The sequence below is a fragment of the Runella sp. R0.1_18 genome, assembly GCF_057652155.1.
In genome coordinates this window covers 148,555-174,033 of sequence record NZ_JBYFCK010000015.1, presented here as the reverse complement: position 1 = coordinate 174,033, position 25,479 = coordinate 148,555, and the positions used below count along the sequence as shown (strand labels likewise).

Sequence of the window (25,479 nt, the reverse complement as noted above, 5' to 3'; positions counted from 1 at the left end):
AACAGCTTTCCGACGTTATCCACACCATTTCTATAAATCCAATTTCTCAAATGAGAAAGAATTGAATTCGAGAACAAAGCTAATGCATTCTTTATTAAAACGAAATTAAAAAGTGCGAAATTTTTACTGAAATGACTTTTATTCCTTTTGATACATACTAATTGCCCAATAAATGGTAAAACTAACCACAAGCGTTCCGACATAATAAGCGGCCAAGAGTGGATTGGAAACGACGACGGCAATTAGGGACACCAAAGTGAGCCCAAAAGCACACCAAGGAATATAAGGATAAGCAGGTGCACGAAAGGGGCGAGGGAGGTTGGGTTCGTTTTGGCGGAGGCGTATCACACAAATACTCCCAAAGCCATAAAGGGTAAGCGCACCGAGTACCGATAACACGATGATGTCGGCCGAGGTGTTAGACAACAACACGATGATTCCGACGACCATATTTACCAGCAATGCATTGGCGGGGGTTTGGAGTTTGGGGTGAATTTGACCCAAAATCCGTGGGAAGTGTCCAACGCGACCCATTTCAAACGTGGCGCGTCCAGCAGCCATTAGCAACCCATGAAACGAGGCTACCAAGCCAAACAAACCAGTTACAATAACGGCACTGTACCAAATCGAAGACTCACCGACCAAGCGTGCCAGCGCCAAAGGCAAGGGAGAATCTGAAGCACTGCCATCAGCTTTGTAGATGACAGCCTCCCAGCCCGCAATCCCCACCGAACCGATAAAGGTAATACTACAAAGTATGACGAGGGTAAACATCGCAGAACCAAAGCCGCGTGTAAGGTCGCGTTGGGGGTTTTTGCTTTCTTCGGCAGCATTGGCTAGTCCTTCGATGCCTAAAAAAAACCAAATAGCAAAAGGAATGGCAGCCCATACGCCCGACCAGCCATTGGGTAGGGCATTGTGCGATAAATGCTGCACCGAAACCGCCCCGAACGTGATGGAGGAAAATAACAAAAGCCCCGCAATGGCCACAAACGTAATCAAGAGCTCAAAAGTAGCGGCCAATTTTACGCCAATGATGTTGAGCGATGTAAATACTATATACGCACCGATGGCGGCATACGTAGGTGGTAATTCGGGAAAAAAAAGATTGACGTGGGCGCCTATGCCGACGGCGATGGCGGGTGGCGCTAAAACAAATTCAACAACTTGGGCAATGCCTGCTACAAACCCCCAGTCGCGACCCAGTGCGCGCGTGGCGTAGTCAAAAATGCCCCCTGCTTTGGGAATAGCACAAGAAAGTTCGGCGTAGCCAAACGTAAAACAGACGTACATAACGACGACTAGCCCCGTAGCGAGGGCCATACCGAGGCTGCCGCCTTTTTCAAGGCCAAAATTCCAGCCAAAGTACATTCCCGAAATAACGTAACCTACGCCCAGACCCCAAAGTAATGTAGGGGTGAGGGATGCTTCTAAATGGGTGTTGTTTGTTGATTCCGACATGGTGGGGTGTCAGTGGGTTTAGTAAAAATGATGAAAAAAGTGGTGTCAGACTTGGAAGGTAGAGACCGTTACCAAGATGTCAAGGGCAATTAAAACAAGGGCGACCATTAGGAAATACCTGTACTTATTACTTACAACGGCCACTTTACGGCTATCAATCAAACGATTTTCCACCGAATTGATGGCATCAACAACATCTCCGATGGCGTTTTGTTGGCTGTTGATTTCGAAATATTTTCCGTTGGTAGATTTTGCTAAATCTCTTAAATAAGCATTGTTGAGGTGTGTAGTTACAATTTGGTCGTTGTCGTCTTTTACCCATCCTGTTCCTTCCTTGATTCGGCCACCGTTGGTGGTGCCTACGCCCACAATCATCAGTTTAAGGTCAAATTTTTTGATATTGGTAAAAGTTTGACGTTCGCAGGCACCAAAATTTTCCCCGTCGGTCAGAAGTAAAATAATTTTTGAGGTATTGGTCGAACGATTTTGGACAAGTTTTTCCACCCCCAAATCCAGCGCACTGCAAATATCAGTACCGTGGTTGCTGACTTGAGAGGTGTTGAGCGTTTGGGTAAACAAACTGAAAGCGTTTAGGTCGAACGTAAGCGGAACTTGCAAAAATGGGCTACTTGAAAAAATCATGAGGCCAAACCGATTTCCACTGAGGGAAGTGGTGAGGCGTTGTAGTTCAAATTTGACTTTGTCGAGGCGAGAAGGCTGAACGTCAGTAGCATCCATTGATTTGGATACATCGACGAGCACCATGATGTCTTTTCCTTCGGCAATAATGTCGCGTTCGGGTTCGCCAAAAAAAGGCCCCAAAATCGCCACAATCAACAGCGCAACGTAGATAGTTCTTAAAAAAAACTTGATGACCACGCCCCGCGCAGTACTACCCAATGCCTTGGCGACGTACAAGGTTCGTCCAATGTAAACACTGTACAAAATGAGGAATGCAGCAATAAAAATATACTCAACGAGTGTGAGTTCGTAGTTAAAATTCATATCAAAACCCTAAAATCCTGTTCAAATAAACAAAAAATCCCCAAAAGGTAAACCGTGAACTGTAAACTCTCCGCTAACTTTGCAGCATGGCAATGATAGGAACAGATATTTTAGCAGTAAAAAAACTCCTTGAAGCGGGGGAAGTGGTGGGGATTCCGACCGAAACAGTCTATGGTTTGGCGGGAAATGCGTTGAATGATGACGCTGTTCTTCAAATTTTTAAGGTTAAAAATCGCCCACAATTTGATCCACTGATTGTGCATACCAATTCGTTGGAGAAAGTAAAAATGTTTGTCACTGATTTTCCTCCGAAAGCTCAGCAACTCGCCGAAGCATTCTGGCCTGGGCCATTGACGTTGCTTTTGCCCAAATCAGAAGCTATTTCTGACTTAGTCACATCAGGCTTGGGAACAGTAGCGGTACGTATTCCTAATCACCCACTTACCTTGGAACTGCTATCAGAACTTGATTTTCCATTGGCAGCGCCCAGCGCCAATCCTTTTGGTTACATTAGCCCAACGTCGGCGCAGCACGTTGATAAACAGTTGGGTAAAAAAATACCTTACATTTTGGAGGGAGGCGCCAGTCAAGTAGGAATCGAATCGACGATTGTGGGTTTTGAAGAAGAAGAAACGGTGGTGTATCGTTTGGGTGGAGCATCGGTTGAGGCCATCGAAAACGTGATTGGTCCCGTTCGTTTGGTGGCACATTCAAGCTCCAATCCCAAAGCGCCAGGTATGTTAAAAAGCCATTATTCTCCCAGAAAACCGCTCTTTATTAACTCCTTGGCGGAAGCATTGAAGGCGTATGATACTCAAAAAGTGGGATACTTGACCTTTAAAAAAACTTCTACGCTAGTTCCTGTCGAGCACCAGCGCATTTTATCGCCATCGGGGAATTATGCCGAGGCAGCCAAGCACCTTTTTGCATACATGCGCCAACTTGATGCGCTTGAGGTCGAGGTAATTTGTACTGAACTTTTGCCCGAAAAAGATTTGGGGCGTGCCATCAATGACCGCATCCGACGAGCAGCGGTTCGAGAGTGAAATGCCTATTTTCTAAAACACCTTACTTGTGTGTGTTGTTACTCAAATATGGAAACCATTGATTTTACCCAGCCCGATATTTTTGCCCAAACGGCTTTTTATATGTTTCTAGGCATTTTTGGGCGTTATGTGCTCATTGCTGCTTTGTTTTACTACTTGTTTAAAGTAAAATACCAAGCGTATTTTCAACCAAGGGAAGTCAACTTACGACCTCGTCGTCCCGAACAACATTGGCGTGAAATTGGCTTTTCGTTTATTACATCGGTCATTTTTGCCGTTGTAGGCACGACCATGGTGGTGCTTTGGCAGCAGGGATATACAAAAATATACACCGATTTTAATCAATATTCCGTTTTGTGGTTTGTTCTTAGTATCGGCTTAGTTTTGTTTTTGCACGAAACCTATTACTACTGGCTTCATCGCTGGATGCACCACCCAAAGGTATATAAATGGGTACACAAAGCACACCACGATAGCATTACTACTTCCGCGTGGACTTCTTTCTCTTTTCATCCTACTGAAAGTATTTTGCAAGCACTGGTGTTGCCCGCCCTGACGTTTGTGATTCCCCTACATTACAGCGCAATTGTGGTTATTCTGCTCATAATGACTACTACGAGCGTTATCAATCACCTGAATACGGAGCTGTATCCCCGTGATTTTCATCGGCATTGGTTTGGAAAGTGGTGGATAGGGGCGACGCACCATAGCCTACATCATTCGCAATTTAAGTACAACTATGGACTGTATTTTACTTTTTGGGACAAATGGGGTAAAACCGAAAGCCCCGATTACGAAAAGCTTTTTGATAAAAAGACATCCAAAGTTTGATAACTGATGCCGAACAAACTTGGGATGTCTTGTGATTGATGTTATTTTATTGTAAATTTTCTAACCAAGCCCTTCGTGTTTTTTGCACAAATTTTCGTACACCAACTGAATAATACCATCTTTTAGTCCCAAGTCAGGAACGATAATTTCGGACGCTCCCGCCCACTTCATCACCGAAATGTAGATATCGGAAGCAGGTACGATGACGTCGGCACGGTCAGCGTTGAGGCGAAGTTTATGGACGCGGTCTTCTTGGCTGAAAGAAGCAATGTAGTCGCGCATTCGAGTAAGTTCCTCGACAGACGTTGCGTTATCGGACGTTTTTGAGACCAAATTAAAAAGCTTAGAAATGTTGCCACCCGTTCCTACTGCCTTTACAGGTTCGTAGCTGTCCACGTTTTCTTCAATCCAGCGTTCCATTTTTTGCCAAGCACCTTTGCTTTCTTTGCCTTCTAGCAGCCGTACTGAACCAATCTTAAAGGACTTTGAAGCCACTTTTTGACGATTAAAGTACAGGTTCAACTCCGTACTACCACCGCCTACGTCGATGTGGAGGTATTGTCCATCTACCAGGGCCTGAACCACCACATTATTGATAAGCTCGGCCTCTTTGCTACCGTCGATAATGTGGATTTTTATTCCTGTTTCATGGGCGATGCGTTCAACTACTTCGTGCCCATTGGCCGATTCGCGCATGGCGGAAGTAGCGCAAGCCATGTATCCTTCCACTTCATGAAGCTCCAGTAACAGCTTGTAACACTTCATGAGTTTGATGGTGCGCTCTTGGCTTTCGGGGGTTAGGCTGCCATAAGTGAACACATCATGCCCCAAGCGGAGTGGAAAGCGGACGTACTCTACCTTTTTGAAACTGGTGTAACCTCCATCTTTCAGAACCGATGAAATTTGCAAACGTGCCGCGTTTGAGCCAATATCAATTGCTGCTATTTTCAATTTTGTCTCAATTTAAGTTTCTGCAAAAGTAAACGGGAAAGAGCTACCATTAAATAACCTATTTCCTAATTTTTTGAAATATTAGGTAATCCTGTGTAGTTTTGTTGCCTTATATAATTCTGGTTGAATGAAAATCCTTGGAATTTCAGCATTTTATCACGACTCCGCAGCCGCCCTCATCGATAACGGCGAAATTGTAGCAGCAGCACAAGAAGAGCGTTTCACTCGCAAAAAACATGACCCTAATTTCCCTACCAATGCGGTCAAATATTGTTTAGAATACGGTGGAACTACCCTCAATGAATTGGACGCTATTGTCTTCTATGACAAGCCCCTTTTGAAATTTGAGCGCTTGCTCGAGACCTATTATACCTTTGCTCCTAAGGGATTGAAGTCATTTATTACGGCGATTCCTGTGTGGATCAAAGAAAAAATGTTCTTGAAGCGCCTTATCAACGAGGAATTAGAAAAAATAGGTTACGACAAAAAGAAGCCCGTTAAGCTTCTGTTCCCTGAGCACCACTTATCGCACGCAGCAAGTGCTTACTATCCATCTCCCTACGAAAAGGCAGCTGTCTTGACCATCGACGGGGTGGGTGAGTGGGCTACTGCTTCTATCTGTTTGGGTGAAGGAAATAAGATGTCAATTCTCAAAGAATTGCGGTTCCCGCACTCTTTGGGGTTATTGTATTCTGCTTTTACGTACTTTCTAGGATTTAGAGTAAACTCAGGAGAGTACAAATTGATGGGATTGGCGCCTTACGGCAACCCCACTGCTCCCGAAGTTGATAAATACATCGAGACCATCAAAAAGGAATTGATTGAAATCAAAGAAGACGGTTCTATTTGGTTAGACCAACGTTACTTTGACTATGCAACAGGCTTAAAAATGGTAAACGAAGGAGAGTGGGAGCGTATGTTTGGCATGAAAACCCGCCGTCCTGAAGACCCACTCGAAGCCCATCACTGTAACCTTGGGTTGGCGATTCAGCGCGTGACCGAAGAGGTGGTAGTGAAAATGGCGCAAGAAGCCAAACGCCTCACAGGAGCCGATTATTTGTGCTTAGCGGGTGGGGTAGCGCTCAACTGCGTATCGAACGGAAAATTACAAAAATCGAACGTTTTCAAAGAAGTATATATCCAACCTGCCGCAGGTGATGCGGGTGGGGCGTTAGGAGCTGCTTTGACGGGTTATTATATTTATTTTGACCAAAAACGCGTCATTAACTATACCCGTGATGCCATGAAAGGTTCTTACTTAGGGCCTACTTTCTCTGACATCGACGTGGAGCTTGTCGCGAAAAAATACAAAGCTGCGTATAAACATTTTGACAAATTGGACGACTTAACCAAAGAAGTTGCTCAGATTTTGGCCGATGGAAACGTAGTAGGTTGGGTGCAAGGCCGTATGGAATTTGGACCACGGGCGTTGGGAGCGCGTAGTATTTTGGGCGACCCACGGAATGCCGAAATGCAGAAAAAACTCAACGTAAAAATCAAATACCGCGAGTCGTTCCGTCCGTTTGCTCCTTCGGTATTGGCCGAAAAAGTAGGTGATTATTTCGACTACGAGGGAATTTCACCTTATATGTTGCTGGTTCACCCCGTCAAAGATTCGCGTCGGAAACCTTTACCAAAAGACTTTGATGGATTTGACTTGCGTAACAAGTTGTATTATTTGCGCTCTGATTTGCCATCTATTACCCACATCGACTTCTCGGCACGGATTCAGACCGTTCACCAAGATACCAATCCACGCTACTACCAGCTTATCAGCGATTTTGAGAAGTTGACAGGCTACGGAGTAATCGTGAACACCAGTTTCAACGTACGTGGTGAGCCTATCGTTAGCACGCCAAATGATGCCTATCGCTGTTTCATGCGTACCGAAATGGACTACTTGGTGGTAGGTAACTATTTGTTTGACAAACGTCAGCAGCCCGCGTGGCAAGATACCGATAACTGGAAAGAAGAGTTTGTCCTCGATTAAAAAATGACTTCAAAACTCGTCACGTCTGTTTTTAGACTTTTATTGCTTGGTATTCCATTTGTCTTGTTGTTTTTCCCTGACAAATGGAATATCAAATTTGACTACCCCTACGCAGGGTTAGTTGATAACTTCTATATTCGCCTTGCCAAGGCTATGACTTTGCTTTTGGTGTTGGTAGAATTGCTCCGTATGTTTTATTATGGGGTAATCAAAAACGAAAAGAGCAACAAACTGGTCGCTAATATCGCCACCTTAGGGATTATGGTGGTTTGGTTGGTGGGATTGTTGGAAATAACCTTCATGTTTATTTCGCAAAGCCACGAAGGTGACCTTAGCAAAGCCTCTCAGATTTGGTTTGCCAAATACTGGCGCCCCATCACACCTGAGGGTTACCGCGATTTTCCTAAAACAAACGCCGAAAAGAAAAAGAAGGTATTGGTTTTGGGTGACTCGTTTGCGGCTGGGCATGGGTTGGAAAATACGGAAGATCGTTTTTCTGACCAATTAGAACAAAAGCTGGGGGCAGACAACTATGCTGTGTACAATTTAGGCGTTTCAGGTTCCGACACGCGCGATGAGTTTCAGCGTTTGCAGAAGTTTCCTGTAAAGCCCGAAGTATTGGTGTTGGAATATTTCCCGAACGACATTGAAAAAGCAGCGCGGGATGCTAAGTTGACTTTGGCACAATTTCAACCTTACGATGACATTACAATCCCAGGAGCGGGGTCGTTGGTGATGCGTTTTTATTTCCCCAACTATCTTTATTGGCAGTTTCCGCACATGCCTCCTGCGTCGATTACCGATTTTGTTCAAAAATCATATACCGATACCACGATTCTGAACCCGCATTTGCGCGATTTGCAAAAAATTGTGGACTATGCGCGTCAAAACAACGCCCCAATGTACGTGGTGATGGTGCCGTTTTTGCAGAACGTTGAAAAAAGCAATGGTTATACTAAGCCTATTGAAGATTTTTTCATCAATCAGAAAATTCCAGTCGTTCGCCTTAGTGATCATCTGGGCAGTATTCCCCCAAAGGAACGAATCGTAGGTAAAAACGATGGTCATGCAAGCGCCAAAGTAAATGCGTTGATTGCCGACTTATTATATAAACAAATTCATGCAAGCACCCCGTAATAGTACGAGGCAGAAAGGTTTGTTTGCGTTAATTACCATCGTATTGATTGGGCTTTTTTGCGAACTAGCTTTTCGTCTAACACTGAAAATCAGTAAAGAAATTCCTTTTGTTAGACCCGACTTAGCCGTTGAAGAACATTTTTATAAGGAATTGAAACTCGTTCAAAATTCGACTATTTCAACGGATAATGATTCGTTGGATGTGCTTATTTTGGGTGGGTCGGTTGTGGCTGATGAATGGAGGAGTAAAGTAGCTCGCTATCTGCAAGATTCGCTACGAAAAGGACTGAATACGTCTAAAGTTCGGTACTTTAATTTAGCCAATTTGGGGCATAATACCAACGATAACTTGTATAAATACAAGATGTTGGGAGACAAACGCTTTGATTTGGTGGTTTTTTATGAAGGGATTAACGAGACTCGTTTCAACAATATACCTGCATCGCTGTTTCGCTCTGATTATACCCACGTGCGCTGGTACCACGACATAGCTTTGATAAAACAACACCCCGAGATGCGCTATACAGTGATTCCGTTTACGTTTCACTTGTTCTTAAATTACGCATCTACGCTTGTTGGGAAACGGTATTTTATCAACGATACACCCGATGAACGCTTTTACTCGGAAGCGTTTGATGTCAAAACAGCCCCTACTTATCGAAACAATCTGAGTCAGATTGTAGCAACAGCACAGGCGCGGAAAGAGCCACTTATTTTGGTGAACTTTACCTATTACATTCCCGAAAAATGGCGTAAATCAAATTTTAAAGACCAAGAATGGGATTATGCGGGCTGTGATTTATCATCGCCTATTCGGACGTGGGGAACGCCCTTGGCAGTAGAGAAAGGGATCTTGACCCACCGCGCCATGATGCAACAAATTGCGAACCAGAACAAAGGCGTATATTACCTGGATATGATGCCTCTTTTGCCGCGCGAAGGTCGAAATTTCTGTGATATTTGCCATTTGACGGACGATGGTTGTCGGGTGTTTGCCAATAATGTGGCCTCCTATGTTTTGAAAAACAATATGATTCGCAGCTCATATTGAGTTGGTTAGGCGAGTAATAACGATTAATTTTGCGAGTGTTAGAGGTTACTTATAACCTCGGCTAGTAACAACGATTAAATTTGCACTATAATAAAACGTTTTAAAAAAAATGGATTTTCTAAAAGATTTGTTGGCGTTCTTGAAAGAACGTAAAAAATGGTGGTTAGCTCCAATGATCATCCTTTTGTTATTGATTGGTATCATCATCGTGATTGGTGGTGGCTCTGCCGTAGCACCTTTCATTTATACATTGTTTTAATTGAATGTTATCTGTTACTGGTTATCAGAATTACAAATAACCAGTAGCGGATAACAGATAACTTATCTCCTCGAAATGTCAGAAGCAGAAAAAAGTAAAGCCCAGTTGGTGATTGTTACTGGGCTGGTGGTGTTTTCGTTTATTTTCAAAAATGCAGCTACGTATCTTTTGTATGCGGCAGGGGCAGTGGGACTTGTCAGTATTTTTATCCCAATTGTTGGCGATTTTATCGTTAAAATCTGGTTTAAAATCGCGGAAGGGCTTGGCTGGTTTAACTCACGCGTTATTTTGACGGTTCTCTTTTATGTGTTTTTGTGGCCGATTGCGACACTTTATCGCCTTTCTACCAAAAACCCAATGAACGTAAAACGCCCAGATTCAAATACGGTGTATGCAGAAAGAAATCATACTTATACACCCAAAGATTTGGAGCAAATTTGGTAGTTAATCTTCCCTTTGCTTATTTACAGACAACATTTGTTTCGATGGCGCGGCTTTTATGCTGCGCCATTGTTTTTTTAAGGAGACGTACTACTCGGTGCATTTCCACTTCGGTACCAATGGTCAGGCGGAGGCAGTTTTGGAGTGGATAACCTACCAAAATACGATTGGCTTGGAGGGCAAGTTTGAGGTTATTATATAAATCATCGTCGTTGAAACGGAGCAACAAAAAGTTGGCCGATGAAGGCTGAACCGAAAACGTATGAGGAGCGGCCACTTCGTCGAGAAGCTGATAAATAAAGTCGCGTAAGTTGTTGATACGTTGGATATTGGCTTGTTGGAATTTGATAAATTCTGCGTTGGTAAGCGCTTCTGAAACAATAATTTCCGTAAAACAATTAACCGTAAAAGGAATCGTATATTTCTTCACTAATTGGATAAGCGCCGTGTTGCCAGCTGCATAACCGAAACGAACACTAGGCAAGCCGTACCCTTTTGAAAATGTACGAAGTACGAGTAAGTTGGCATAGCGTTGTACCAACGAAAGTGCAGTCTCTCCCCCAAAATCACCGTAAGCTTCATCAATCACAAAGACACATTCTGGGTGTTTTTCTAGCAATGTTTGAAGGTATGCCAATGGAAGTGTTGCACCCGTCGGGTTGTTGGGAGATGTTAACACCACCAAAGCGGGCTCCGTTAGTTGAGGAAAAGATGCAAGGTCAAAGCCCGTATTTGGTGACAATACCCACTCTTGGTAGCGCATTCGTTCGTTTTGACACACTTGGTGGTAAAACGTAAACGTAGGGCTTTCGAGAATAGCGACTGAAAATACCTTCGAAAAGCAGCTGACGATTTGTTGGATAAGTTGTGAAGAGCCGTTTCCTAAGAGTATATTTTCAGGGGTCACATTGGCTTGTTGGGCAATGAGCGCTTTGAGTGCGGTATTGTGAAAATCGGGATATTGATTCCATGACAATGATGCCATTTTGGCGGTCAACTGCTGCTTTAATGCTTCGGGTAAATCGAAAGGAGTTTCGTTGCAGTGAAGCCGAGCCACATTTTCGGGCATTTCGACTGAGATGGCTTGGGGAGTAAAGGCAAATGATTTCCGTATCTCGCGGGGTACCGCCAGTTGTGCAATTGAGTTCATGATTCTGTTATGTTAGAAAAGGTTTAGAGAAAATCTTTTGAAGTAATTATGGTATATTTATAAAATGAAGGTGTTAAGTAGTTGAGCAAAAGTTCTAGGGTAATTCAAAGTAGCCTCGGTAGAGGCGTAACATTTGTAGTAGCAGAAGGGTATTTTTTTAATTTTTGCTTCGGAGAAGCAAAACCTATTGCTTTGTTATGCTTCCGCACAGGCGTCCCTGTCCGAAGCAAAATAAACTACTAATACACTAAAATTGATGTGCAACTACTTAAATAGCCCAGAAAAGGCTTGTAATTTCTTCTCCTTCAAAAACCGTCGCGTAGCGATTGGGGAGGTCAGTTTTTAAGTCAGTACCGTTGAGGTGGGTGTATTGGAACTGAGCCTCGCGTTTTTCAAGTTGGAATCCAGTTTCGGTCAGCAGTTGTTCCCATTGCTCGGTGGCGTAGTGTTTTTCTACGCGAACTTCCTCCGAATTGCCAAGAACATCGTCGATTTCACGGCTAAAGAACAGTTTCAACGCTGCTTTTTCCGTACTGGTTATGTTGAGGGTATCAATAATTCTGAACAACGCACCGTAGTGATTGACGCAATTTTGGAAGCGACGCTGGTAATTGGGTTCGTAATGGTTTGAATTGGGTTCGCTCAGGGCCAACGCTTTAATGCCGAGTGTTTTTAGTAATTCAAACACCGTTTTACGTTGCGAAGCGTGTTGAATATGGTGTAGTGCAAACGACGCATTGGCATAAATTCCGTCGTGTTGCGCGGGGAGAAGCGCTTGCAGCGTATCCAAGGTATAGTTTTCGATAAACGCAACCTCCGTCACCAACTTAACCGTGAAAGGTGATTGGGCACTTACGCGTTTTACATTTTCGTGGGCAGTCGTCACGGCATCGGCAAATGGCTCAATGCCAACGACGGTTAGGTGTTTGACGTTGCTGTTTTCTTTCTTAGACAACCCTTCAATGATGTTTGCTACTTGAAAACCAGTCCCAATGCCGATGTCCATCAAGACGGGATGCGTGTGCTGGGCGAGGGCATCAATTAATAAAGTGTTGGTGCAATGTTGGCTTAAATTTGCCAATGGAAATTGTTGAATTAATAATTCAAACAAACGAATTTGGGGGATTTCAAAACGTTGTAAATAAATATGTTCGTGGCTTTGTGCTCCTGTGGTGTGCTTACGCATGGCTTTCGTAAGCGTATAATGAAACAACGACTCAGGGTTTTCTAAATCTTCGACTGACTCATGATAAATTTCGCTAAGCGTTTGATTATCAGCTTCGGTGAGCGAATGAGGCATCCGACTAGCTAAGTCATGTAAAGAAGTCAAGGCGGTAGTTGCGAGAAAGTCCATTGTCGAGCACGGTTATGTTTTTGTTTGATGGTTCAAAGCTACAACCAACGCCTCCCAAGGTTCAAAACTGAGTTACCAAGGCGTTGATATTTGCCATTGAATAGGGAAAAAATGAAAATGAACCGCTAACTCTTTTCAAATAACCACCAGATAGGGCGACGGCGGCGTTGGATTTTAAAATTTGCCTTCAAATAACTTTGGATGTGCTGGGTCGCTTCTTCAAGGTCATCGGTGATTTTGAGCAAATTGAGGTCATCAGGAGAAATGGTTCCTTTGTCAATCATCTTTTGGAGCATCTCAATCAGTGGTTCATAGTAAGCTTTACCAATCAATACCATCGGAAAGTTCTGAATCGTCCCCGTTTGAATAAGTGTTAGGGTCTCAAACAGCTCGTCCATGGTGCCTACGCCGCCTGGCATAATCACAAACGCGTAGGAATATTTGACCAAAAGTACCTTGCGGATGAAAAAGTACTTGATTTTTACCCATTTGTGCATGTAAGGGTTTTCGCTTTGTTCGTGCGGAAGAATGATATTACAACCCACCGAACGTCCACCCGCTTCAAACGCCCCACGGTTTGCGGCTTCCATGATGCCAGGCCCACCGCCTGTCATCACCGTAAGTCCCAACTCCAAAGCAATGCGCCGACCCATCTCACGGGCTTGTTCGTAGTGTTCACTCCCTTCTTTGAATCTTGCCGACCCAAAAACAGTGACACAAGGGCCAACAAAGTGCAGGGCACGGATTCCTTTCAGAAATTCCCAAAAAACTTCGAGAACAAACAAAAACTCAAATCGACGGCTTTTGGGGCCTTCTAAATAGTAGTCGCCCGTGCGTTGGTCGAGGAAGGGCGGGGGGAAAGGTGGATTGGGCATAGAACTCGTCTGGTTTCGGAAATACTTTAGTAACTTAGCGGCAGAATAGCTTAACTACTATGATTCAAATCACTTCTTTTGTTTTTTCTCCTTTTTCGGAAAATACCTACGTTCTTTATGACGAGACCAAGGAAGCGGTCATCGTCGATCCAGGTTGTTTGATGCAGTCGGAAAAAGAAACATTGGCTAATTTTATTTCAGAAAAAGGATTAAAAGTTACGGCTTTACTCCAAACTCACGCGCATTTGGACCATGTTTTTGGGAGCGCATTTGTGAAGCGTAAATATGGCGTAAAAATGTACATGCACAAAAAAGAATTGCCTGTATTGGAGGCGGTCGAAAGTCGCTGTAAGTTATGGGGAATTCCTGGTTTTGAACCCGTAGAGGCCGATGCATTTTTGGAAGAAGGCGACAAAGTGACGTTTGGACAGTCGTCGTTGGACGTGGTATTTGTGCCAGGCCACGCGCCAGGGCACATTGCCTTTATTTGTCATCCGCAAAAATTTGTCATCGGTGGCGATGTGTTGTTTAAGGGAAGTGTAGGCCGTACCGATTTCCCTTTGTGCGACCATGCGGCCCTCCTGAATAGCATTCGTACAAAGTTTTTTACGCTCGACGACGACTATCAAGTATATGCAGGGCACATGGAACCCACCACCATTGGGTATGAACGCCGTTATAACCCCTTTTTGAAATAAACGTATGCGCCTTTTTACGATTCCCAATTTAATGACCTGCGGCAATCTACTTTGTGGATGCTTGGGTATTGTGTTTAGCTTTCGGGGTGATTTATTATTAGCGGGCGCCTTGATTTTTTTGGCGGCAGTGCTTGACTTTTTTGATGGCTTTGCCGCGCGGCTTTTAAATCAATCCTCGCCCATTGGCAAAGAACTAGATTCATTGGCCGACATGGTGACGTTCGGTGTTTTGCCTTCAATGATTGTATTTCAATACCTCGAACGTACCAACGATTCTATTGAAATTGAGGGTATGTTGGTGTCTTTTGTAGCGTTTTTGCTGGCGGTTTTTTCGGCCTTGCGTTTGGCCAAATTCAACATTGATACCCGTCAAGCCGATTCGTTTATTGGTGTACCTACGCCAGCCAATGCCATTGTAGTGGCCTCACTTCCTTTTATTCTTAGGATGTACCCTGAGTCGCAATCTATCATTGTTAACTCAACGGTATTGATAGGTTACACGCTTGTGATGTCGTTTTTGATGATCATGGAAGTACCTTTGTTGGCCTTCAAATTCAAAAGTTTTGGTTGGAAAGAAAATCAACTCAAATATATTTTCCTTGGGGTGTCGGTGGTTTTATTGATTTTGCTGAAATTTGCAGCTGTTCCGCTGATAGTCGGTATTTACATTTTACTCTCATTCATAGCCCCCAAATCCCCAAAAGGGGCTTAACAATCAAAATCTCCCCCATTGGGGGTGGGGGGCTTTAAGTTCTATGAAATTCATCGCCGAAATCAACGTCATGCCCCAAAAAGAAATCCTTGATCCACAAGGGAAAGCCGTTAAACTCGGGCTTCATAATTTGGGTATCGACGACGTATCTGATGTCCGTATTGGCAAACACATCACTTTGAGTTTAGACGCTGATTCAGAGGCTGCTGCCCAACAACTCGTCGAAACGGCTTGCAGTAAATTGTTGGCCAATTTGATTATGGAAGACTATACTTACACGTTGAAAGAAGCTTAGTGAAGTGATAAAGGCAGAGCATTCGGAAGGAGGTTCTGCCTTTTGTTATTTAATATTCCTACAATCATGCCATATTCCAAAATTACAGGTTTGGGTTTTTACGTACCCGAAAACGTAGTAACCAATGATGACTTGAGCAAACTGATGGATACCTCTGACCAGTGGATTCGTGAGCGGACAGGGATTCAAGAACGTCGTTACTTTACCTACGGCAAAGATACCAACGCGAGCATGGCTACTGCGGCGGCCCGTCAGGCATTGGAACGGGCGGGTTTGCAGCCATCGGATGTTGACATGATTGTGTATGCCACCATTACGCCCGACTATTTTTTCCCAGGCTCAGCGTTTTTGATGCAGCGCGAACTCGACCTCATTGGCATTCCTGTGATTGACATTCGGGAACAATGTTCGGGTTTTGTGTATGCGCTTTCGATTGCTGACCAATTTATCAAAACCAGTACGTATAAAACGATTTTGGTCATAGGAGCTGAAATTCAATCGACTTGGACTGATAAAAGCAATAAAGGCCGCAACGTCGCCGTCATTTTTGGGGATGGTGCAGGGGCTGCCGTCGTGCAAGCGACCGAAGACCCCACCCACCGTGTCCTTTCTACCCACTTACACGCCGACGGTCGTTTTGCGGAAGATTTGTTTGTGAAAGACCCAGGCAGTAGCCGCCCAGTTCGCTCAGCTACCAAAGAGATGGTGGATGAGGGAGGATTTGAAGTGATTATGAACGGAAACGCGGTCTTCAAACACGCCGTTGTTCGTTTTGCCGAAGCCATCAACGAAGCCTTGGATGCCAATGGCTATAAGCCCGAAGATATTTCGCTGTTGGTACCTCACCAAGCGAATATCCGTATCAGCGAGTACATTCGTCAGCAGATGGGCTTGCGCGAAGACCAAGTCTATAACAATATTCACAAATACGGTAATACCACCGCCGCCTCCATTCCTATTGCCCTCACCGAAGCTTGGGAAGAAGGACGCGTCAAAGAAGGCGATCTTGTTTGCCTAGCTGCTTTTGGTAGCGGTTTTACGTGGGCGTCTGCGCTGATTAAATGGTAATTGTACTGGACATAATGTCGAAGTAATCATAGCCTTTGTTTCCATGAAAACGCATTTTCTCCGACTTCTCGATTATGAGCGTTGGGCCAACGCCCAATTGGTCGCTTCCATTGAATCGCTCGAAACACCTCCCGAAAAAGCCTTGTCGCTGATGAGCCATGTGCTCAATGCACAAATGGTCTGGTTTACACGCGTTGCCAACGATCATTTGGTGGTGGGCGTGTGGGACGTCTTGCCTGTTGCTTGGCTTTCTGAAACGTTGGAACACAGTTATCAAAAATGGTCAAGCTTGATAAAAGATACCGACGAAGCTGATTTTGATAAAATTATTACGTATCAAACCACCACTGGTGCTACTTTTCAGTCGTCGTTAGGTGATATTTTAACGCACCTAAGCCACCACGCAGCCTATCATCGTGGACAAATCATCAGCATTTTAAAACCCGAATTGTCGCAAGTACCATCGACTGACTTTATACTTTGGGCGCGTCAATCTTAAAAAACAGACCAATGGAAGAGTTTGAACAACCCAAAGAAAAAGACAAGTCGAAGAAAGAGAAGAAGAAGAAGAAAAAAAAAGAAGGCCGTAGTGCAGAAACGATGTTTCGGACGACTTTGGCAAGCCATCTTCAGCTCAGTGCTATGGCCGACCAAAAAGCGGGCTTGATGATTTCGATTAATTCTATCATCATTTCGGTGGTTATCACTTTTTTGGTGAGTGAAGTAGAGTCCAACCCTCGCTTATTGCTGCCGATGACTTTATTGGTACTCGTTTGCCTTGCGACTATCACCTTGGCGTTGCTTTCTACCCGCCCGTCGGTGCGCTCAAAAGCCGAGCGTCTGACGTTGGATAAATCCAAAATAGACTTGTTGTTCTTCGGAGATTATTTGGCGCTATCGCGCGATGAGTATAAGGACGCAATGAAGCAGCTGGTAACGGAAGAAGAACGAGTGAAAGAAACGATGATCGACAATATTTACGCCCAAGGGTTTGTCATTGAACGTAAATATCGCTTATTGAAAATCACCTATTTGGTGTTTATGATTGGTTTCCCGTTGGTTCTTCTTAGCTTCTTGGTGGTATTATTTGGGATTAGTTGAGTCCTTTGATAACAACACCAGCCGCCTGTGGTTTTCCCCCACCATAAATCAGCAAGCGCTTTACATCTTTTGGATTGTCGATAATCGAATAAAAATCATCCAAATAGCGCAGAGTACGCTTAATGTAGCCTGATTTGAGATTCGGATTGTTTTGATACAAGGCGTAAATCTCGGGTTTGGCGGCTTTGAACCTTGCAAAAACCTGCTGGAGCAGTGCGGGAGGGTAGGTTAATCCTCGGTAAAGGCGCTCTCGTACTGAGGCAAGTTCCAATTGCTCGGCAGGTTGGGCGTATTTTGCTTCTACAATGCCCGAATGGTCAAAATCATAAGGGACAGGAATCGGATATTTTCCTCCTTTGGGTGCTAATAGTTTGATATTGTGTAGATATGGCACGGACCAGTCGGTGTTGCCAATCATGAATTCAAACACCGCAACCGTTGCCATTTGAAGAGAATCAATGCGGGTCATTGGAATTTGTTTGATTGTATAATCTTTGGCTTTGTTGCGTTTGGCCATATCGTCTTCATCTTCAAGCAAAAACGCATAACTTGTTACGGGTTTTTGAAGCCCCGCCGAGTCTTCGTACGTTACCTGGGCAATTCGCGCCCGAAAGCTGTAATTGGTTATCAAGTTGTACATTCGATATACCAAGTATTCGTTGAAAATGTATTCTTCGCTCTGGCAATGCGTGACAAGTTTAAGCCGATTTTGGCGCTCAAAGATGGAGTTTTTGTCTTTTTTTTGCGGTAAATCCAACAGCAAAGGGGGAAAAATGCAGTTTTTGGATGCTTTGCGGAAATTGCCGCGCACTTTGAGCTTGATCGGAATTTTTAAGTCACCCTTCTTCTTGCGGGCATAATACAATTCGGCCCAGTGGTTGGAAGGGGAAGCGCCTCGGTCTTTTTGAAGGGCTTTAATGTTGGTAACAATTCGCAATTTGATGACCTCGTCGTTCTTGAAAAGAGGACCAAAGTTTACTTTTTTCTCGACTTTGGCGGTGTCGGTTGTCACCTTTTGACTGTAAACCTGAGCACAGGCCAAGGTATAAAAACAAAGAAGATGCAAATATCGCTTCATACAAAATGGCTGAATTTAAGATATGAGAGAGGAGTGATGAGATATGAGAGAAATATTAGAATGGGCTATTTAATGGGATTGGGAGGCGTGAGATGCGGAGCTAAAAAACGATAAATCTCTTGCCGCGACTCTTTGGCTAGTTTTGTATCAATGCGATTGAACGTATGCCCCCCTGGTGCTTCTTGGTAAATTTTATACTCAAATTTTTTGCCATTGGCTTTCAGCGCGTTGATAAGCCCTTCTACTTCTAGCACATTGACGTCTTCGTCGTTGGTATTGGTGTGAATAAGAAGTGGAGTTTTTAGTTTTTGAGCATTCCAAAGCGGCGAGCGACGGCGGTATTCGGCCACGTTTTCGGCGGCGTCTTTCCCAATGTGATTGGGCGATGAAAACTCGTTGCGATAGCTTTGGGTTTTGTAGCCCATGCGGGCAATCAAGTCACTCACAGGCACACCAGCGTAGGCAACGCGGTAGTCTTCGGGATGGTCAAAAATATTCATGAGCGTAATCATCCCGCCGTGGCTCCATCCCATAATACCGACGCGTTCGGCATCGACTTGCGGCATGTTTTCGACCGCCCAACGTTTTCCCGCTAATACATCGTCGTTTTCGTAGGCACCATAGTCGATTTGGCGGTAAAAAGTGCTTCCGTAGCCTGTGCTTCCTCGGTATTCGGGGGCGATGATGATGTACCCTTGCTCAACCATTTCGCGGACAATGTGGGCATAAAACGTATTGAAATCACCGTGAACACCGCCGTGAATGAGCACAATCAACGGCAGTTTTTTCGACTCAGCGTATTTTTTCGGAATAAAAGTATAGGCAGGAATAACCACGGGATTGTAGGCGCCTTGCCCAGTGGGGTTGCGTACCACATGTGGAGGTTTGCTGGCGTACCGAACTTTGTCGATGATGGCGACATCGCCCAGTTTTTCGTACCAGAGCAGGTCGTCGATGGTCTTGGTCAGACCTTGTTCCATAAATTGGAGTTTGTCTTCCAATGCTTTCACGCGTTCGTTTAAGTCGGAACTTTGTCCAAATGACCACTGCGTCAGAAACAGCAAGAAAACAAAACAGAGCTTTTTCATAATGAATGGAATTTAGTGGTTTTAGGTAGTTTTATTTGGCCAAACCTGCTTCCGATACAAGCGTGAGTAAGGCAAGTTGAATGGCTTTATAGCTGTCTTTTTCGTCGTACCACCACTCGTTGAGGGCGTGGTTATTGCTCGTTTTTCCACCTTGCCCGAGCGTAATGGCAGGAATTCCTTTGGAAATAGGCACGTTGGAATTGGTCGAGCCACGCGTCAGTCGAGGTGACACCCCAAAATAGGTAGTAGCGGCCATGGCGCGTTGGATGAGTGGAAGACTTTCGGGAAGTTCGCCAGAAGGACGGTCGCCGATTTTTTTGATTTCTACCGTCAGGGCAGGCCCCATGCGCTTCATGGCATTGTGCTCGACCAAGGCTTGTTGAATGGAGGCTTTTAGTAACGAATCGACCATGTTGAGGTTTTCGGGAATTTCAGAACGCATATCGACTTCCATCCACGACTCGAACGCAATCGAATTGACCGACGTTCCGCCGCCAATGCGCCCTACGTTGTAGCTCGTGCGAGCGCCCGAACGAGTAAACTTATCAGCCGCTTTGGAAAAATAATGAATGGCCGAGCCGAGTGCATGTTGGGGATTGGCCAGCCCAAAAGCTCCCCACGAATGACCGCCTGGACCACGAAACGTGACACGGTAACGAAACGAACCCAAACCCATGTTGATAAGTGTGCCCGTATCGCCGCCGTCGATGGCAATCCAAGAGTCGATGCGGCGGCTTTGGTCAGTAAATAAAAACTTGGTACCGCGCAAATCCCCCAAGCCTTCTTCGCCCACCGAACCCACAAACAGTACATCGGCGTCGGTCTCTACCTTGGCTTCTTCCAAGGCCCTAACTACGGACAACAATAAAACCAAACCACGGGTATTGTCGGCAATGCCTGGCGCAAAGAGCGTATCGGCATTGTTGCTTACTTTAATCTTGGTTTCGAGTGGAAAGACGGTGTCTAAATGGGCGTCAAAAGCAATCGTACGCGTGCGTTTTTTCCCCTTACGAAGCGCGAGCACGTTTCCTTCCTTATCCGTCCAAACCGAATCAGCACCTGCTTCTTTGAGCATACTGGCAAATTGTTCGCCGCGCTTGGTTTCCATAAACGGTGGCGCAGGAATTTCGGTGAGCATGATAAGCTCGTTTCGGTTGCGCTGGGTTTGCCCTAGAATGGACTGAAAAGCGGCTTGTAATTGTTTGGTTTTGGCCAATTGCTCTACTTCTTTCAAATAAGAGGTTTCTAATTTTCCACTTTTTCCTTCGCCGTTTTCTTGGGCATTCACAGGTTTTGGAAGAAAAACAAAACAACCTACCAAAGCGAGCAACGTTAAGGTAGAGGTACGATTTAGCATATTGATGAAATAAAAAGATGGTACGCTAATTTTACCGCAATCTACACATGTTTGGCTGTTAGATGCTATTTTTTGCAGGCTCAATTTTTTCTAACGTGACTTTTTGGGGGAGGCGTCAAAAATGCAACTCAAAAAACCACTGACAGAATGTTTGCCAAAAAGGAAACTTGTAAAAATTGAGCACAGAGTAATGATAGACTAAAAGAATCCCCAGGGCAAGCGGAAATACATTGAGCCGTTTGTGCGACCGCCAATCCCAAATACAAAGCGCTATCAACAGCAAATCGCTCAATATAAACCCTGCCACGGGCGTAATAGGCCACCCTTCCAACAAGGGTAAATAAGCACGGATACCTGGCGCAAAATGACCGATGAGTCGGTCGGTAATGGGCGTAACCATTGGAAAAGCACAACAAACCAAGTACCGTGCGTGAATGGTCGCTTTCTTTTTGTAATAAATGCCCAAACCGTATAGAGTCAAAAAGGCAACGAGGGCGTTGATTACCAGTGTGATAAAGAAATATTCCATCGTGCCTAACGCCTGACTTTTGTCAATTTGGAATTTGAGTAAATCCAACGTCGTGAGTATAATCAACGGAACCAATACGTAAGAATATTTCCCGATTTGGCGGTGCAACGTCGTTTTCTTTTGACGAATGAGGTAAGGTTGCACAACCAACATGGCGCACCACAAAATCAGACTGATGCCGTGGGTGTGCATTCGATAATTGGCTTGGTCTAGCAATCGAGAAAAATAACTAAACCAAAAGCCGCCGACCATCAATAGGAAAAAACCAATGAAGTAGAAGTGACTCCTTTTAAATAGCGCGGTTTCGAGTTTCATCGTTAAGCGTTTTTTTAGAATAATAGATTCCGCGAATATGATTTAGTAAATAGTTGATTCTCTTTTGAATATTTGCAAAATACTATTAAAATTTTTATAATTGTACTTGTAAATCAATACATTAACCACACATTTCTTCTTGGCTGCTATGAAAAACTTTCTGCTGTTTGTATCGTTTTTGTATGTCCTTGGCAGTTGCCGAGATAAAAATGAAAGCCCTCAACCCAGTGTTTATCCTGAGTTACAAATCAAGGCTATTCACTTTCCGGGCATTCCAGATGAAAATGTAACAATTGACCCTCTTAAATGGACTATCCATGTCAAAATTCCTGCGGCTTTAAGCGCGACCCATTTTATTCCAACTTTAGAACTGTCAGATGAAGCGCAACTGTATGATTCTTCTGAGCTTACTGAGTTGAGCAGGGTCTATAGAATGAAATACCCCAACGAACAAGACTTGAGTGTACGAATTAAAAGTAAAACATCAAACAGAAAAATAACATACACGATAAAGACAACACCTAGTGCTCCGCTCAAAATTACCCAATCAGAGCCTCTCGTCGATTTTGTTATTGGTGATTCTTCTTATATCAACATCAATGCTGAAAATACCTCTGGAAATGCAGTCCCTCAAATGGCTATCTTTAGGAATAAGAAATCTGGGGCTGAACATACGTTGAATTTTAATTCGATTGGATCACTTGGAACTACCCATAACACTTTAAGACTCACTGCGGCTTCCCTTCCCTTTGAATTAGGTGAATATGATATTTCTTTCCTGATGGCGGATGGAACCGAACTGAAAGTAGGGCCGACGGTCAGGATACTGCAAGGTAAACCTAGCCTAAATATGAGTGCTGGGAGTAGCATGAATAGAGTGGCAGGTAAAGATTTGGCAGTTGGTGGAATCAATTTGTTTGAAAACACGGTTACTTTTCGATTACATTATCCCAATGGTACAACGGTTCCGTTGCAAGCCAATTATTCCTTAAATGGACGAGCGGCTTCTTTGTCAATGATTTCCTCGTTGGCTCCTGGTTATTATGGTATTGAAATTCTTCGGGACAATCAGCCTTTGGGTATCAGTTACCGATTGAGTATTTTAAAAAATGAAGTACAGACCATGATTATGGCCTTGAACAATTTCCCCTTTCGTAACTATCCCAGCGCTGAACCGATGGTTTTGGCCCGTAATCAGCGTATTTCTGTGCATTTTAATGCTGTAGTGCCTTACGGGATTTATGGCGTAACCGACAAATATGTGATGACTTACGCAGACGAATCAAAACCTACATCTGTTTTTCGTTTTCCGATTACAATTCCCAATGAAGTTGCACCTCACTTTACAATTCCCACCGATGTTCCTGCTGGACGTTACAAAGCTATAATTCAGGAAATAAATCCTGCAACAAAAGAAGTAGTACAGCAAAGCGAGCCTTTTGAACGAATCGTGGTATTGCAGTAATGAATTAAATACAAATGCCTCCGTTTTTTGGGCTGGTGATTATACTTAAACACATGGCTTTTACGATGACTTATCTAACGGTAATTTTATCATAAACGTCGTTCCTTGGCCTTCCACACTTTCTACCGCCAACGTTCCATCGTGCCCTTTGGTGATGATGTCATAACTCAGCGACAAACCCAGTCCCGTGCCTTCGCCTGTGGGTTTGGTGGTGAAAAAGGGCTGGAATATTTTGGGTAAAATGTCATTCGGAATACCGCCGCCGTTGTCGCTGACTTGTATTTCGACCGCGTTGGCAAGGCGTTTTGTTTGGACCGATACGGTTGGTTTGAAACCCGTCGATTTTTTTTGATTGACGGTATAAAAGGCGTTGTTAAACAAATTCAACAAGACACGGCCAAGGTCTTGCGGGACGACGTTGATTTTGGAGAGGGTAGGGTCAAGATGAACCTGAAAATCAGCATTAAAAGCTTTATCTTTTGCCCTCATTCCGTGGAAGGAGAGTCGTAAATATTCATCGCAAAGGGCGTTGATGTCGGTGGGTTGGCGTTCACCTGTACCCATGCGCGAGTGCTCCAACATCCCTTTGACGATGCTTGAGGCGCGCTTACCATGGTGGTTGATTTTCCCAAGGTTTTGCGAAATATCAGCCAATATTTCTGCTCCCACCCCCTCAATGTGGGCCTCTTCTTTGAGTTCATCAATAAGTTCGACGGACAATTCGGCAAAGTTATTGACAAAGTTCAACGGGTTTTGAATCTCATGAGCGATGCCCGCCGTGAGTTCGCCGAGGCTTGCCATCTTTTCTTTTTGAATCAATTGATTTTGCGCCGCCTTCAATTCCTCCAATGATTGTTCAAGCTGCGACGTTCGTTCGCGTACTTGTCGTTCAAGCGTTTCGTTCTGAACTTCAAGTAGTTGCTGCCTTTCTTGTTCTTGCTGTAGTGTTTTTTGGGTAAGAGTATTGTTTTCTTGCAGCTTCTCAATCAGTACTTTATTGGTTTGAGAAAAACTGATGGCCAAATAGAGCGAAATCGACAGCGGTACGCACAGAACGGCGATTTGGTAGGTTAAAATACCTCCAAATCCTTGAGGAAACAAGGGCGAAAAACCGTAGTAGGCAAGGAGAAGGTCAAAATAAAACAGCATAAACATTACCAGCGAAACCCCCATTCCAATCATGATGAGGCGAGCCCCGGGGAGATGCTTCCGTAAAGCCACCACCGTCACCCGAATCACCTCGGCCGTCATCAGTAGTTCGGTGCCGAGCTCGGCCCAAATGGAGCCTAATGAGTAGGGGGTAAAAAGGCTTAACATAATGACTGCCCCAAAAACGACAATGAGCCAAAAGAGTATCCCTGTTTTTTGGTGATAAATCTCATAAATGGCACGTATCAAAAACAGGTACGCAATGGGGAAAGAAAGGGTTTGAATAAACTCGACAATGAAATAAAGCGAGAGGGTTTCGACAAACTCAAAAGAGAGGGGAATGCAAAAAAAAGCAATCCCTAGCGCAAAGGTCGTTCCTGAAAAATAGAGGTTGGCGCGTTGGGTTCGGTAAAGGGAAAAAAAGGATAAGTGCAAAAAGGTGAGAATAAAAAAGACCCCAACCTGAAACCAACCGTAATCGCTTTGCTGGCGCTGGTAAGCTTGGCTTTTGGGGGCGTTTTCGGTTTCAATCAAAGTGGCTCGGAAACAATGGTTCTTGTTGAAACCCACACGGTTATAGAAAGAGTTTCGCTCGTATGCTACCCGTACTGCGATTTGTACAAACGGATAACTGACCGAATAAGGCAATCCGATGGAGTTGTTGTGGAAAATATTCGCCGCTTGTATAATGCCACGTTTGGCGTCGATGTTACCGATTTTTCGGGCCAAAATGCCGTTGATATATACCTCAGAGGCTACACTTTGGCTGATTTGGAGGGTGGTTAGTTTTTGGGCAATCAGCGGCGAAAACTCAATCGTGGTGCGAAACCAGCCGTATCCCTGCCGAGAGAGTTGGGGAATGGCATTGACGTCTTGCGTAGGGTCAATGATTGTCCAGTCGCTGTCATCAAATTCGGGGTCAGCCCATTCGAGGTTGTCGCCTACGTGCCATTTCCAGCCGTTGGTCAAAACCAAACCTTTGGACGGAATACTGTCGATGGTGTTTACATTTTGACTCTGGGCCCCGAACCAAAACAGCAAAAAGAAAAGGATTAAAATTGGGTTTTTCATGG

General features: G+C 44.4%; 25 protein-coding genes. 14 read left to right on the top strand and 11 right to left on the bottom strand.

Translation table 11 applies throughout. The features are described 5' to 3' along the window. Positions 1-138: 138 nt before the first annotated feature. Together eat and AC23P2_RS22960 are read right to left on the bottom strand one after the other, a co-directional pair. Entirely contained in the window at positions 139-1,461 is a 1,323-nt protein-coding gene (gene eat / locus AC23P2_RS22965; protein ID WP_487775371.1) for an ethanolamine permease, read from the bottom strand. Positions 1,462-1,506: 45 nt separating this feature from the next. Next, positions 1,507-2,466, bottom strand: a complete 960-nt coding sequence (locus AC23P2_RS22960; protein WP_487775370.1) for a vWA domain-containing protein — start codon at positions 2,464-2,466, stop codon at positions 1,507-1,509. Positions 2,467-2,552: 86 nt separating this feature from the next. Here AC23P2_RS22960 and AC23P2_RS22955 point away from each other — a divergent pair, with 86 nt between their 5' ends. Beyond that, on the top strand, positions 2,553-3,512 hold the full coding sequence (locus AC23P2_RS22955) for an L-threonylcarbamoyladenylate synthase (protein WP_487775369.1): 960 nt from the start codon (positions 2,553-2,555) through the stop codon (positions 3,510-3,512). Positions 3,513-3,560: 48 nt separating this feature from the next. Then, complete coding sequence (locus AC23P2_RS22950; protein WP_487775368.1) at positions 3,561-4,343, top strand: sterol desaturase family protein; 783 nt, start codon at positions 3,561-3,563, stop codon at positions 4,341-4,343. Positions 4,344-4,403: 60 nt separating this feature from the next. Here AC23P2_RS22950 and AC23P2_RS22945 read toward each other — a convergent pair whose 3' ends face one another. Then, positions 4,404-5,294: a Ppx/GppA phosphatase family protein gene (locus AC23P2_RS22945; RefSeq protein ID WP_487775367.1), complete on the bottom strand. Its 891-nt coding sequence runs from the start codon at positions 5,292-5,294 to the stop codon at positions 4,404-4,406. Between the two features lie 127 nt (positions 5,295-5,421). On the opposite strand from AC23P2_RS22945, the gene AC23P2_RS22940 reads away from it, so the two are divergent. From AC23P2_RS22940 to AC23P2_RS22920, 5 genes are all read left to right on the top strand, one after another. Continuing rightward, the gene (locus AC23P2_RS22940; protein WP_487775366.1) at positions 5,422-7,284 is read left to right on the top strand and encodes a carbamoyltransferase family protein; all 1,863 of its coding nucleotides are present in this window, start codon (positions 5,422-5,424) and stop codon (positions 7,282-7,284) included. Between the two features lie 3 nt (positions 7,285-7,287). Continuing rightward, positions 7,288-8,421 (top strand): SGNH/GDSL hydrolase family protein, encoded by a 1,134-nt coding sequence (locus tag AC23P2_RS22935; RefSeq protein WP_487775365.1) that lies wholly within the window; start codon positions 7,288-7,290, stop codon positions 8,419-8,421. Then, positions 8,405-9,472 carry a hypothetical protein gene (locus tag AC23P2_RS22930; protein ID WP_487775364.1) on the top strand — a complete coding sequence of 356 codons (1,068 nt, stop codon included), beginning with the start codon at positions 8,405-8,407 and terminating at the stop codon, positions 9,470-9,472. The genes AC23P2_RS22935 and AC23P2_RS22930 overlap by 17 nt, the downstream gene beginning before the upstream one ends. A gap of 109 nt (positions 9,473-9,581) precedes the next feature. Next, a complete protein-coding gene (locus AC23P2_RS22925; protein WP_169731800.1) occupies positions 9,582-9,731 on the top strand; it encodes a DUF5989 family protein in 150 nt (49 codons plus the stop codon). 75 nt (positions 9,732-9,806) lie between these two features. Beyond that, positions 9,807-10,175: an SxtJ family membrane protein gene (locus tag AC23P2_RS22920; protein WP_487775363.1), complete on the top strand. Its 369-nt coding sequence runs from the start codon at positions 9,807-9,809 to the stop codon at positions 10,173-10,175. A 16-nt stretch (positions 10,176-10,191) separates the two neighbouring features. Here AC23P2_RS22920 and AC23P2_RS22915 read toward each other — a convergent pair whose 3' ends face one another. The 3 genes from AC23P2_RS22915 to AC23P2_RS22905 all read right to left on the bottom strand — a co-directional run bounded on the left by AC23P2_RS22915 (position 10,192) and on the right by AC23P2_RS22905 (position 13,551). After that, positions 10,192-11,322, bottom strand: a complete 1,131-nt coding sequence (locus tag AC23P2_RS22915) for a pyridoxal phosphate-dependent aminotransferase (RefSeq protein ID WP_487775362.1) — start codon at positions 11,320-11,322, stop codon at positions 10,192-10,194. Between the two features lie 268 nt (positions 11,323-11,590). Beyond that, on the bottom strand, positions 11,591-12,676 hold the full coding sequence (locus AC23P2_RS22910; RefSeq protein ID WP_487775361.1) for a GRAS family protein: 1,086 nt from the start codon (positions 12,674-12,676) through the stop codon (positions 11,591-11,593). A gap of 125 nt (positions 12,677-12,801) precedes the next feature. Continuing rightward, on the bottom strand, positions 12,802-13,551 hold the full coding sequence (locus AC23P2_RS22905; RefSeq protein ID WP_472487848.1) for an LOG family protein: 750 nt from the start codon (positions 13,549-13,551) through the stop codon (positions 12,802-12,804). Between the two features lie 59 nt (positions 13,552-13,610). Here AC23P2_RS22905 and AC23P2_RS22900 point away from each other — a divergent pair, with 59 nt between their 5' ends. The 6 genes from AC23P2_RS22900 to AC23P2_RS22875 all read left to right on the top strand — a co-directional run bounded on the left by AC23P2_RS22900 (position 13,611) and on the right by AC23P2_RS22875 (position 17,425). Continuing rightward, the gene (locus AC23P2_RS22900) at positions 13,611-14,249 is read left to right on the top strand and encodes an MBL fold metallo-hydrolase (RefSeq protein WP_472487847.1); all 639 of its coding nucleotides are present in this window, start codon (positions 13,611-13,613) and stop codon (positions 14,247-14,249) included. 4 nt (positions 14,250-14,253) lie between these two features. Beyond that, positions 14,254-14,961: a CDP-diacylglycerol--serine O-phosphatidyltransferase gene (pssA, locus tag AC23P2_RS22895; protein WP_487775360.1), complete on the top strand. Its 708-nt coding sequence runs from the start codon at positions 14,254-14,256 to the stop codon at positions 14,959-14,961. A 43-nt stretch (positions 14,962-15,004) separates the two neighbouring features. Next, positions 15,005-15,256 (top strand): phosphoribosylformylglycinamidine synthase subunit PurS, encoded by a 252-nt coding sequence (gene purS / locus AC23P2_RS22890; RefSeq protein ID WP_028521798.1) that lies wholly within the window; start codon positions 15,005-15,007, stop codon positions 15,254-15,256. 66 nt (positions 15,257-15,322) lie between these two features. Further along, positions 15,323-16,324: a 3-oxoacyl-ACP synthase III family protein gene (locus tag AC23P2_RS22885; RefSeq protein WP_028521797.1), complete on the top strand. Its 1,002-nt coding sequence runs from the start codon at positions 15,323-15,325 to the stop codon at positions 16,322-16,324. Positions 16,325-16,367: 43 nt separating this feature from the next. After that, the gene (locus AC23P2_RS22880) at positions 16,368-16,823 is read left to right on the top strand and encodes a DinB family protein (protein ID WP_487775359.1); all 456 of its coding nucleotides are present in this window, start codon (positions 16,368-16,370) and stop codon (positions 16,821-16,823) included. An 11-nt stretch (positions 16,824-16,834) separates the two neighbouring features. Continuing rightward, positions 16,835-17,425, top strand: coding sequence for a Pycsar system effector family protein (locus AC23P2_RS22875; protein WP_487775358.1), 591 nt, complete (start codon positions 16,835-16,837; stop codon positions 17,423-17,425). Here the strand turns inward: AC23P2_RS22875 and AC23P2_RS22870 are convergent. The 4 genes from AC23P2_RS22870 to AC23P2_RS22855 all read right to left on the bottom strand — a co-directional run bounded on the left by AC23P2_RS22870 (position 17,418) and on the right by AC23P2_RS22855 (position 21,792). Then, a complete protein-coding gene (locus tag AC23P2_RS22870) occupies positions 17,418-18,503 on the bottom strand; it encodes a hypothetical protein (protein ID WP_487775357.1) in 1,086 nt (361 codons plus the stop codon). The two genes, AC23P2_RS22875 and AC23P2_RS22870, sit on opposite strands and share 8 nt — an antisense overlap. A gap of 65 nt (positions 18,504-18,568) precedes the next feature. Then, complete coding sequence (locus AC23P2_RS22865; RefSeq protein ID WP_487775356.1) at positions 18,569-19,591, bottom strand: alpha/beta hydrolase family protein; 1,023 nt, start codon at positions 19,589-19,591, stop codon at positions 18,569-18,571. A gap of 31 nt (positions 19,592-19,622) precedes the next feature. Further along, positions 19,623-20,948 (bottom strand): M20/M25/M40 family metallo-hydrolase, encoded by a 1,326-nt coding sequence (locus tag AC23P2_RS22860; protein ID WP_487775355.1) that lies wholly within the window; start codon positions 20,946-20,948, stop codon positions 19,623-19,625. Positions 20,949-21,063: 115 nt separating this feature from the next. Then, entirely contained in the window at positions 21,064-21,792 is a 729-nt protein-coding gene (locus AC23P2_RS22855) for a hypothetical protein (RefSeq protein WP_487775354.1), read from the bottom strand. A gap of 148 nt (positions 21,793-21,940) precedes the next feature. On the opposite strand from AC23P2_RS22855, the gene AC23P2_RS22850 reads away from it, so the two are divergent. After that, positions 21,941-23,257 (top strand): hypothetical protein, encoded by a 1,317-nt coding sequence (locus AC23P2_RS22850; RefSeq protein ID WP_487775353.1) that lies wholly within the window; start codon positions 21,941-21,943, stop codon positions 23,255-23,257. Between the two features lie 60 nt (positions 23,258-23,317). Here AC23P2_RS22850 and AC23P2_RS22845 read toward each other — a convergent pair whose 3' ends face one another. Beyond that, the gene (locus AC23P2_RS22845; protein ID WP_487775352.1) at positions 23,318-25,477 is read right to left on the bottom strand and encodes an ATP-binding protein; all 2,160 of its coding nucleotides are present in this window, start codon (positions 25,475-25,477) and stop codon (positions 23,318-23,320) included. Between the last annotated feature and the right edge of the window lie 2 nt (positions 25,478-25,479).

Excerpts from the sequence above, each read along its gene's own strand:
- eat (WP_487775371.1), bottom strand. The coding sequence starts at position 1,461 with ATGTCGGAATCAACAAACAACACCCATTTAGAAGCATCCCTCACCCCT.
- AC23P2_RS22960 (WP_487775370.1), bottom strand. The coding sequence starts at position 2,466 with ATGAATTTTAACTACGAACTCACACTCGTTGAGTATATTTTTATTGCT.
- AC23P2_RS22955 (WP_487775369.1), top strand. The coding sequence starts at position 2,553 with ATGGCAATGATAGGAACAGATATTTTAGCAGTAAAAAAACTCCTTGAA.
- AC23P2_RS22950 (WP_487775368.1), top strand. The coding sequence starts at position 3,561 with ATGGAAACCATTGATTTTACCCAGCCCGATATTTTTGCCCAAACGGCT.
- AC23P2_RS22940 (WP_487775366.1), top strand. The coding sequence starts at position 5,422 with ATGAAAATCCTTGGAATTTCAGCATTTTATCACGACTCCGCAGCCGCC.
- AC23P2_RS22935 (WP_487775365.1), top strand. The coding sequence starts at position 7,288 with ATGACTTCAAAACTCGTCACGTCTGTTTTTAGACTTTTATTGCTTGGT.
- AC23P2_RS22930 (WP_487775364.1), top strand. The coding sequence starts at position 8,405 with ATGCAAGCACCCCGTAATAGTACGAGGCAGAAAGGTTTGTTTGCGTTA.
- AC23P2_RS22925 (WP_169731800.1), top strand. The coding sequence starts at position 9,582 with ATGGATTTTCTAAAAGATTTGTTGGCGTTCTTGAAAGAACGTAAAAAA.
- AC23P2_RS22920 (WP_487775363.1), top strand. The coding sequence starts at position 9,807 with ATGTCAGAAGCAGAAAAAAGTAAAGCCCAGTTGGTGATTGTTACTGGG.
- AC23P2_RS22915 (WP_487775362.1), bottom strand. The coding sequence starts at position 11,322 with ATGAACTCAATTGCACAACTGGCGGTACCCCGCGAGATACGGAAATCA.
- AC23P2_RS22910 (WP_487775361.1), bottom strand. The coding sequence starts at position 12,676 with ATGGACTTTCTCGCAACTACCGCCTTGACTTCTTTACATGACTTAGCT.
- AC23P2_RS22905 (WP_472487848.1), bottom strand. The coding sequence starts at position 13,551 with ATGCCCAATCCACCTTTCCCCCCGCCCTTCCTCGACCAACGCACGGGC.
- AC23P2_RS22900 (WP_472487847.1), top strand. The coding sequence starts at position 13,611 with ATGATTCAAATCACTTCTTTTGTTTTTTCTCCTTTTTCGGAAAATACC.
- pssA (WP_487775360.1), top strand. The coding sequence starts at position 14,254 with ATGCGCCTTTTTACGATTCCCAATTTAATGACCTGCGGCAATCTACTT.
- purS (WP_028521798.1), top strand. The coding sequence starts at position 15,005 with ATGAAATTCATCGCCGAAATCAACGTCATGCCCCAAAAAGAAATCCTT.
- AC23P2_RS22885 (WP_028521797.1), top strand. The coding sequence starts at position 15,323 with ATGCCATATTCCAAAATTACAGGTTTGGGTTTTTACGTACCCGAAAAC.
- AC23P2_RS22880 (WP_487775359.1), top strand. The coding sequence starts at position 16,368 with ATGAAAACGCATTTTCTCCGACTTCTCGATTATGAGCGTTGGGCCAAC.
- AC23P2_RS22875 (WP_487775358.1), top strand. The coding sequence starts at position 16,835 with ATGGAAGAGTTTGAACAACCCAAAGAAAAAGACAAGTCGAAGAAAGAG.
- AC23P2_RS22870 (WP_487775357.1), bottom strand. The coding sequence starts at position 18,503 with ATGAAGCGATATTTGCATCTTCTTTGTTTTTATACCTTGGCCTGTGCT.
- AC23P2_RS22865 (WP_487775356.1), bottom strand. The coding sequence starts at position 19,591 with ATGAAAAAGCTCTGTTTTGTTTTCTTGCTGTTTCTGACGCAGTGGTCA.
- AC23P2_RS22860 (WP_487775355.1), bottom strand. The coding sequence starts at position 20,948 with ATGCTAAATCGTACCTCTACCTTAACGTTGCTCGCTTTGGTAGGTTGT.
- AC23P2_RS22855 (WP_487775354.1), bottom strand. The coding sequence starts at position 21,792 with ATGAAACTCGAAACCGCGCTATTTAAAAGGAGTCACTTCTACTTCATT.
- AC23P2_RS22850 (WP_487775353.1), top strand. The coding sequence starts at position 21,941 with ATGAAAAACTTTCTGCTGTTTGTATCGTTTTTGTATGTCCTTGGCAGT.
- AC23P2_RS22845 (WP_487775352.1), bottom strand. The coding sequence starts at position 25,477 with ATGAAAAACCCAATTTTAATCCTTTTCTTTTTGCTGTTTTGGTTCGGG.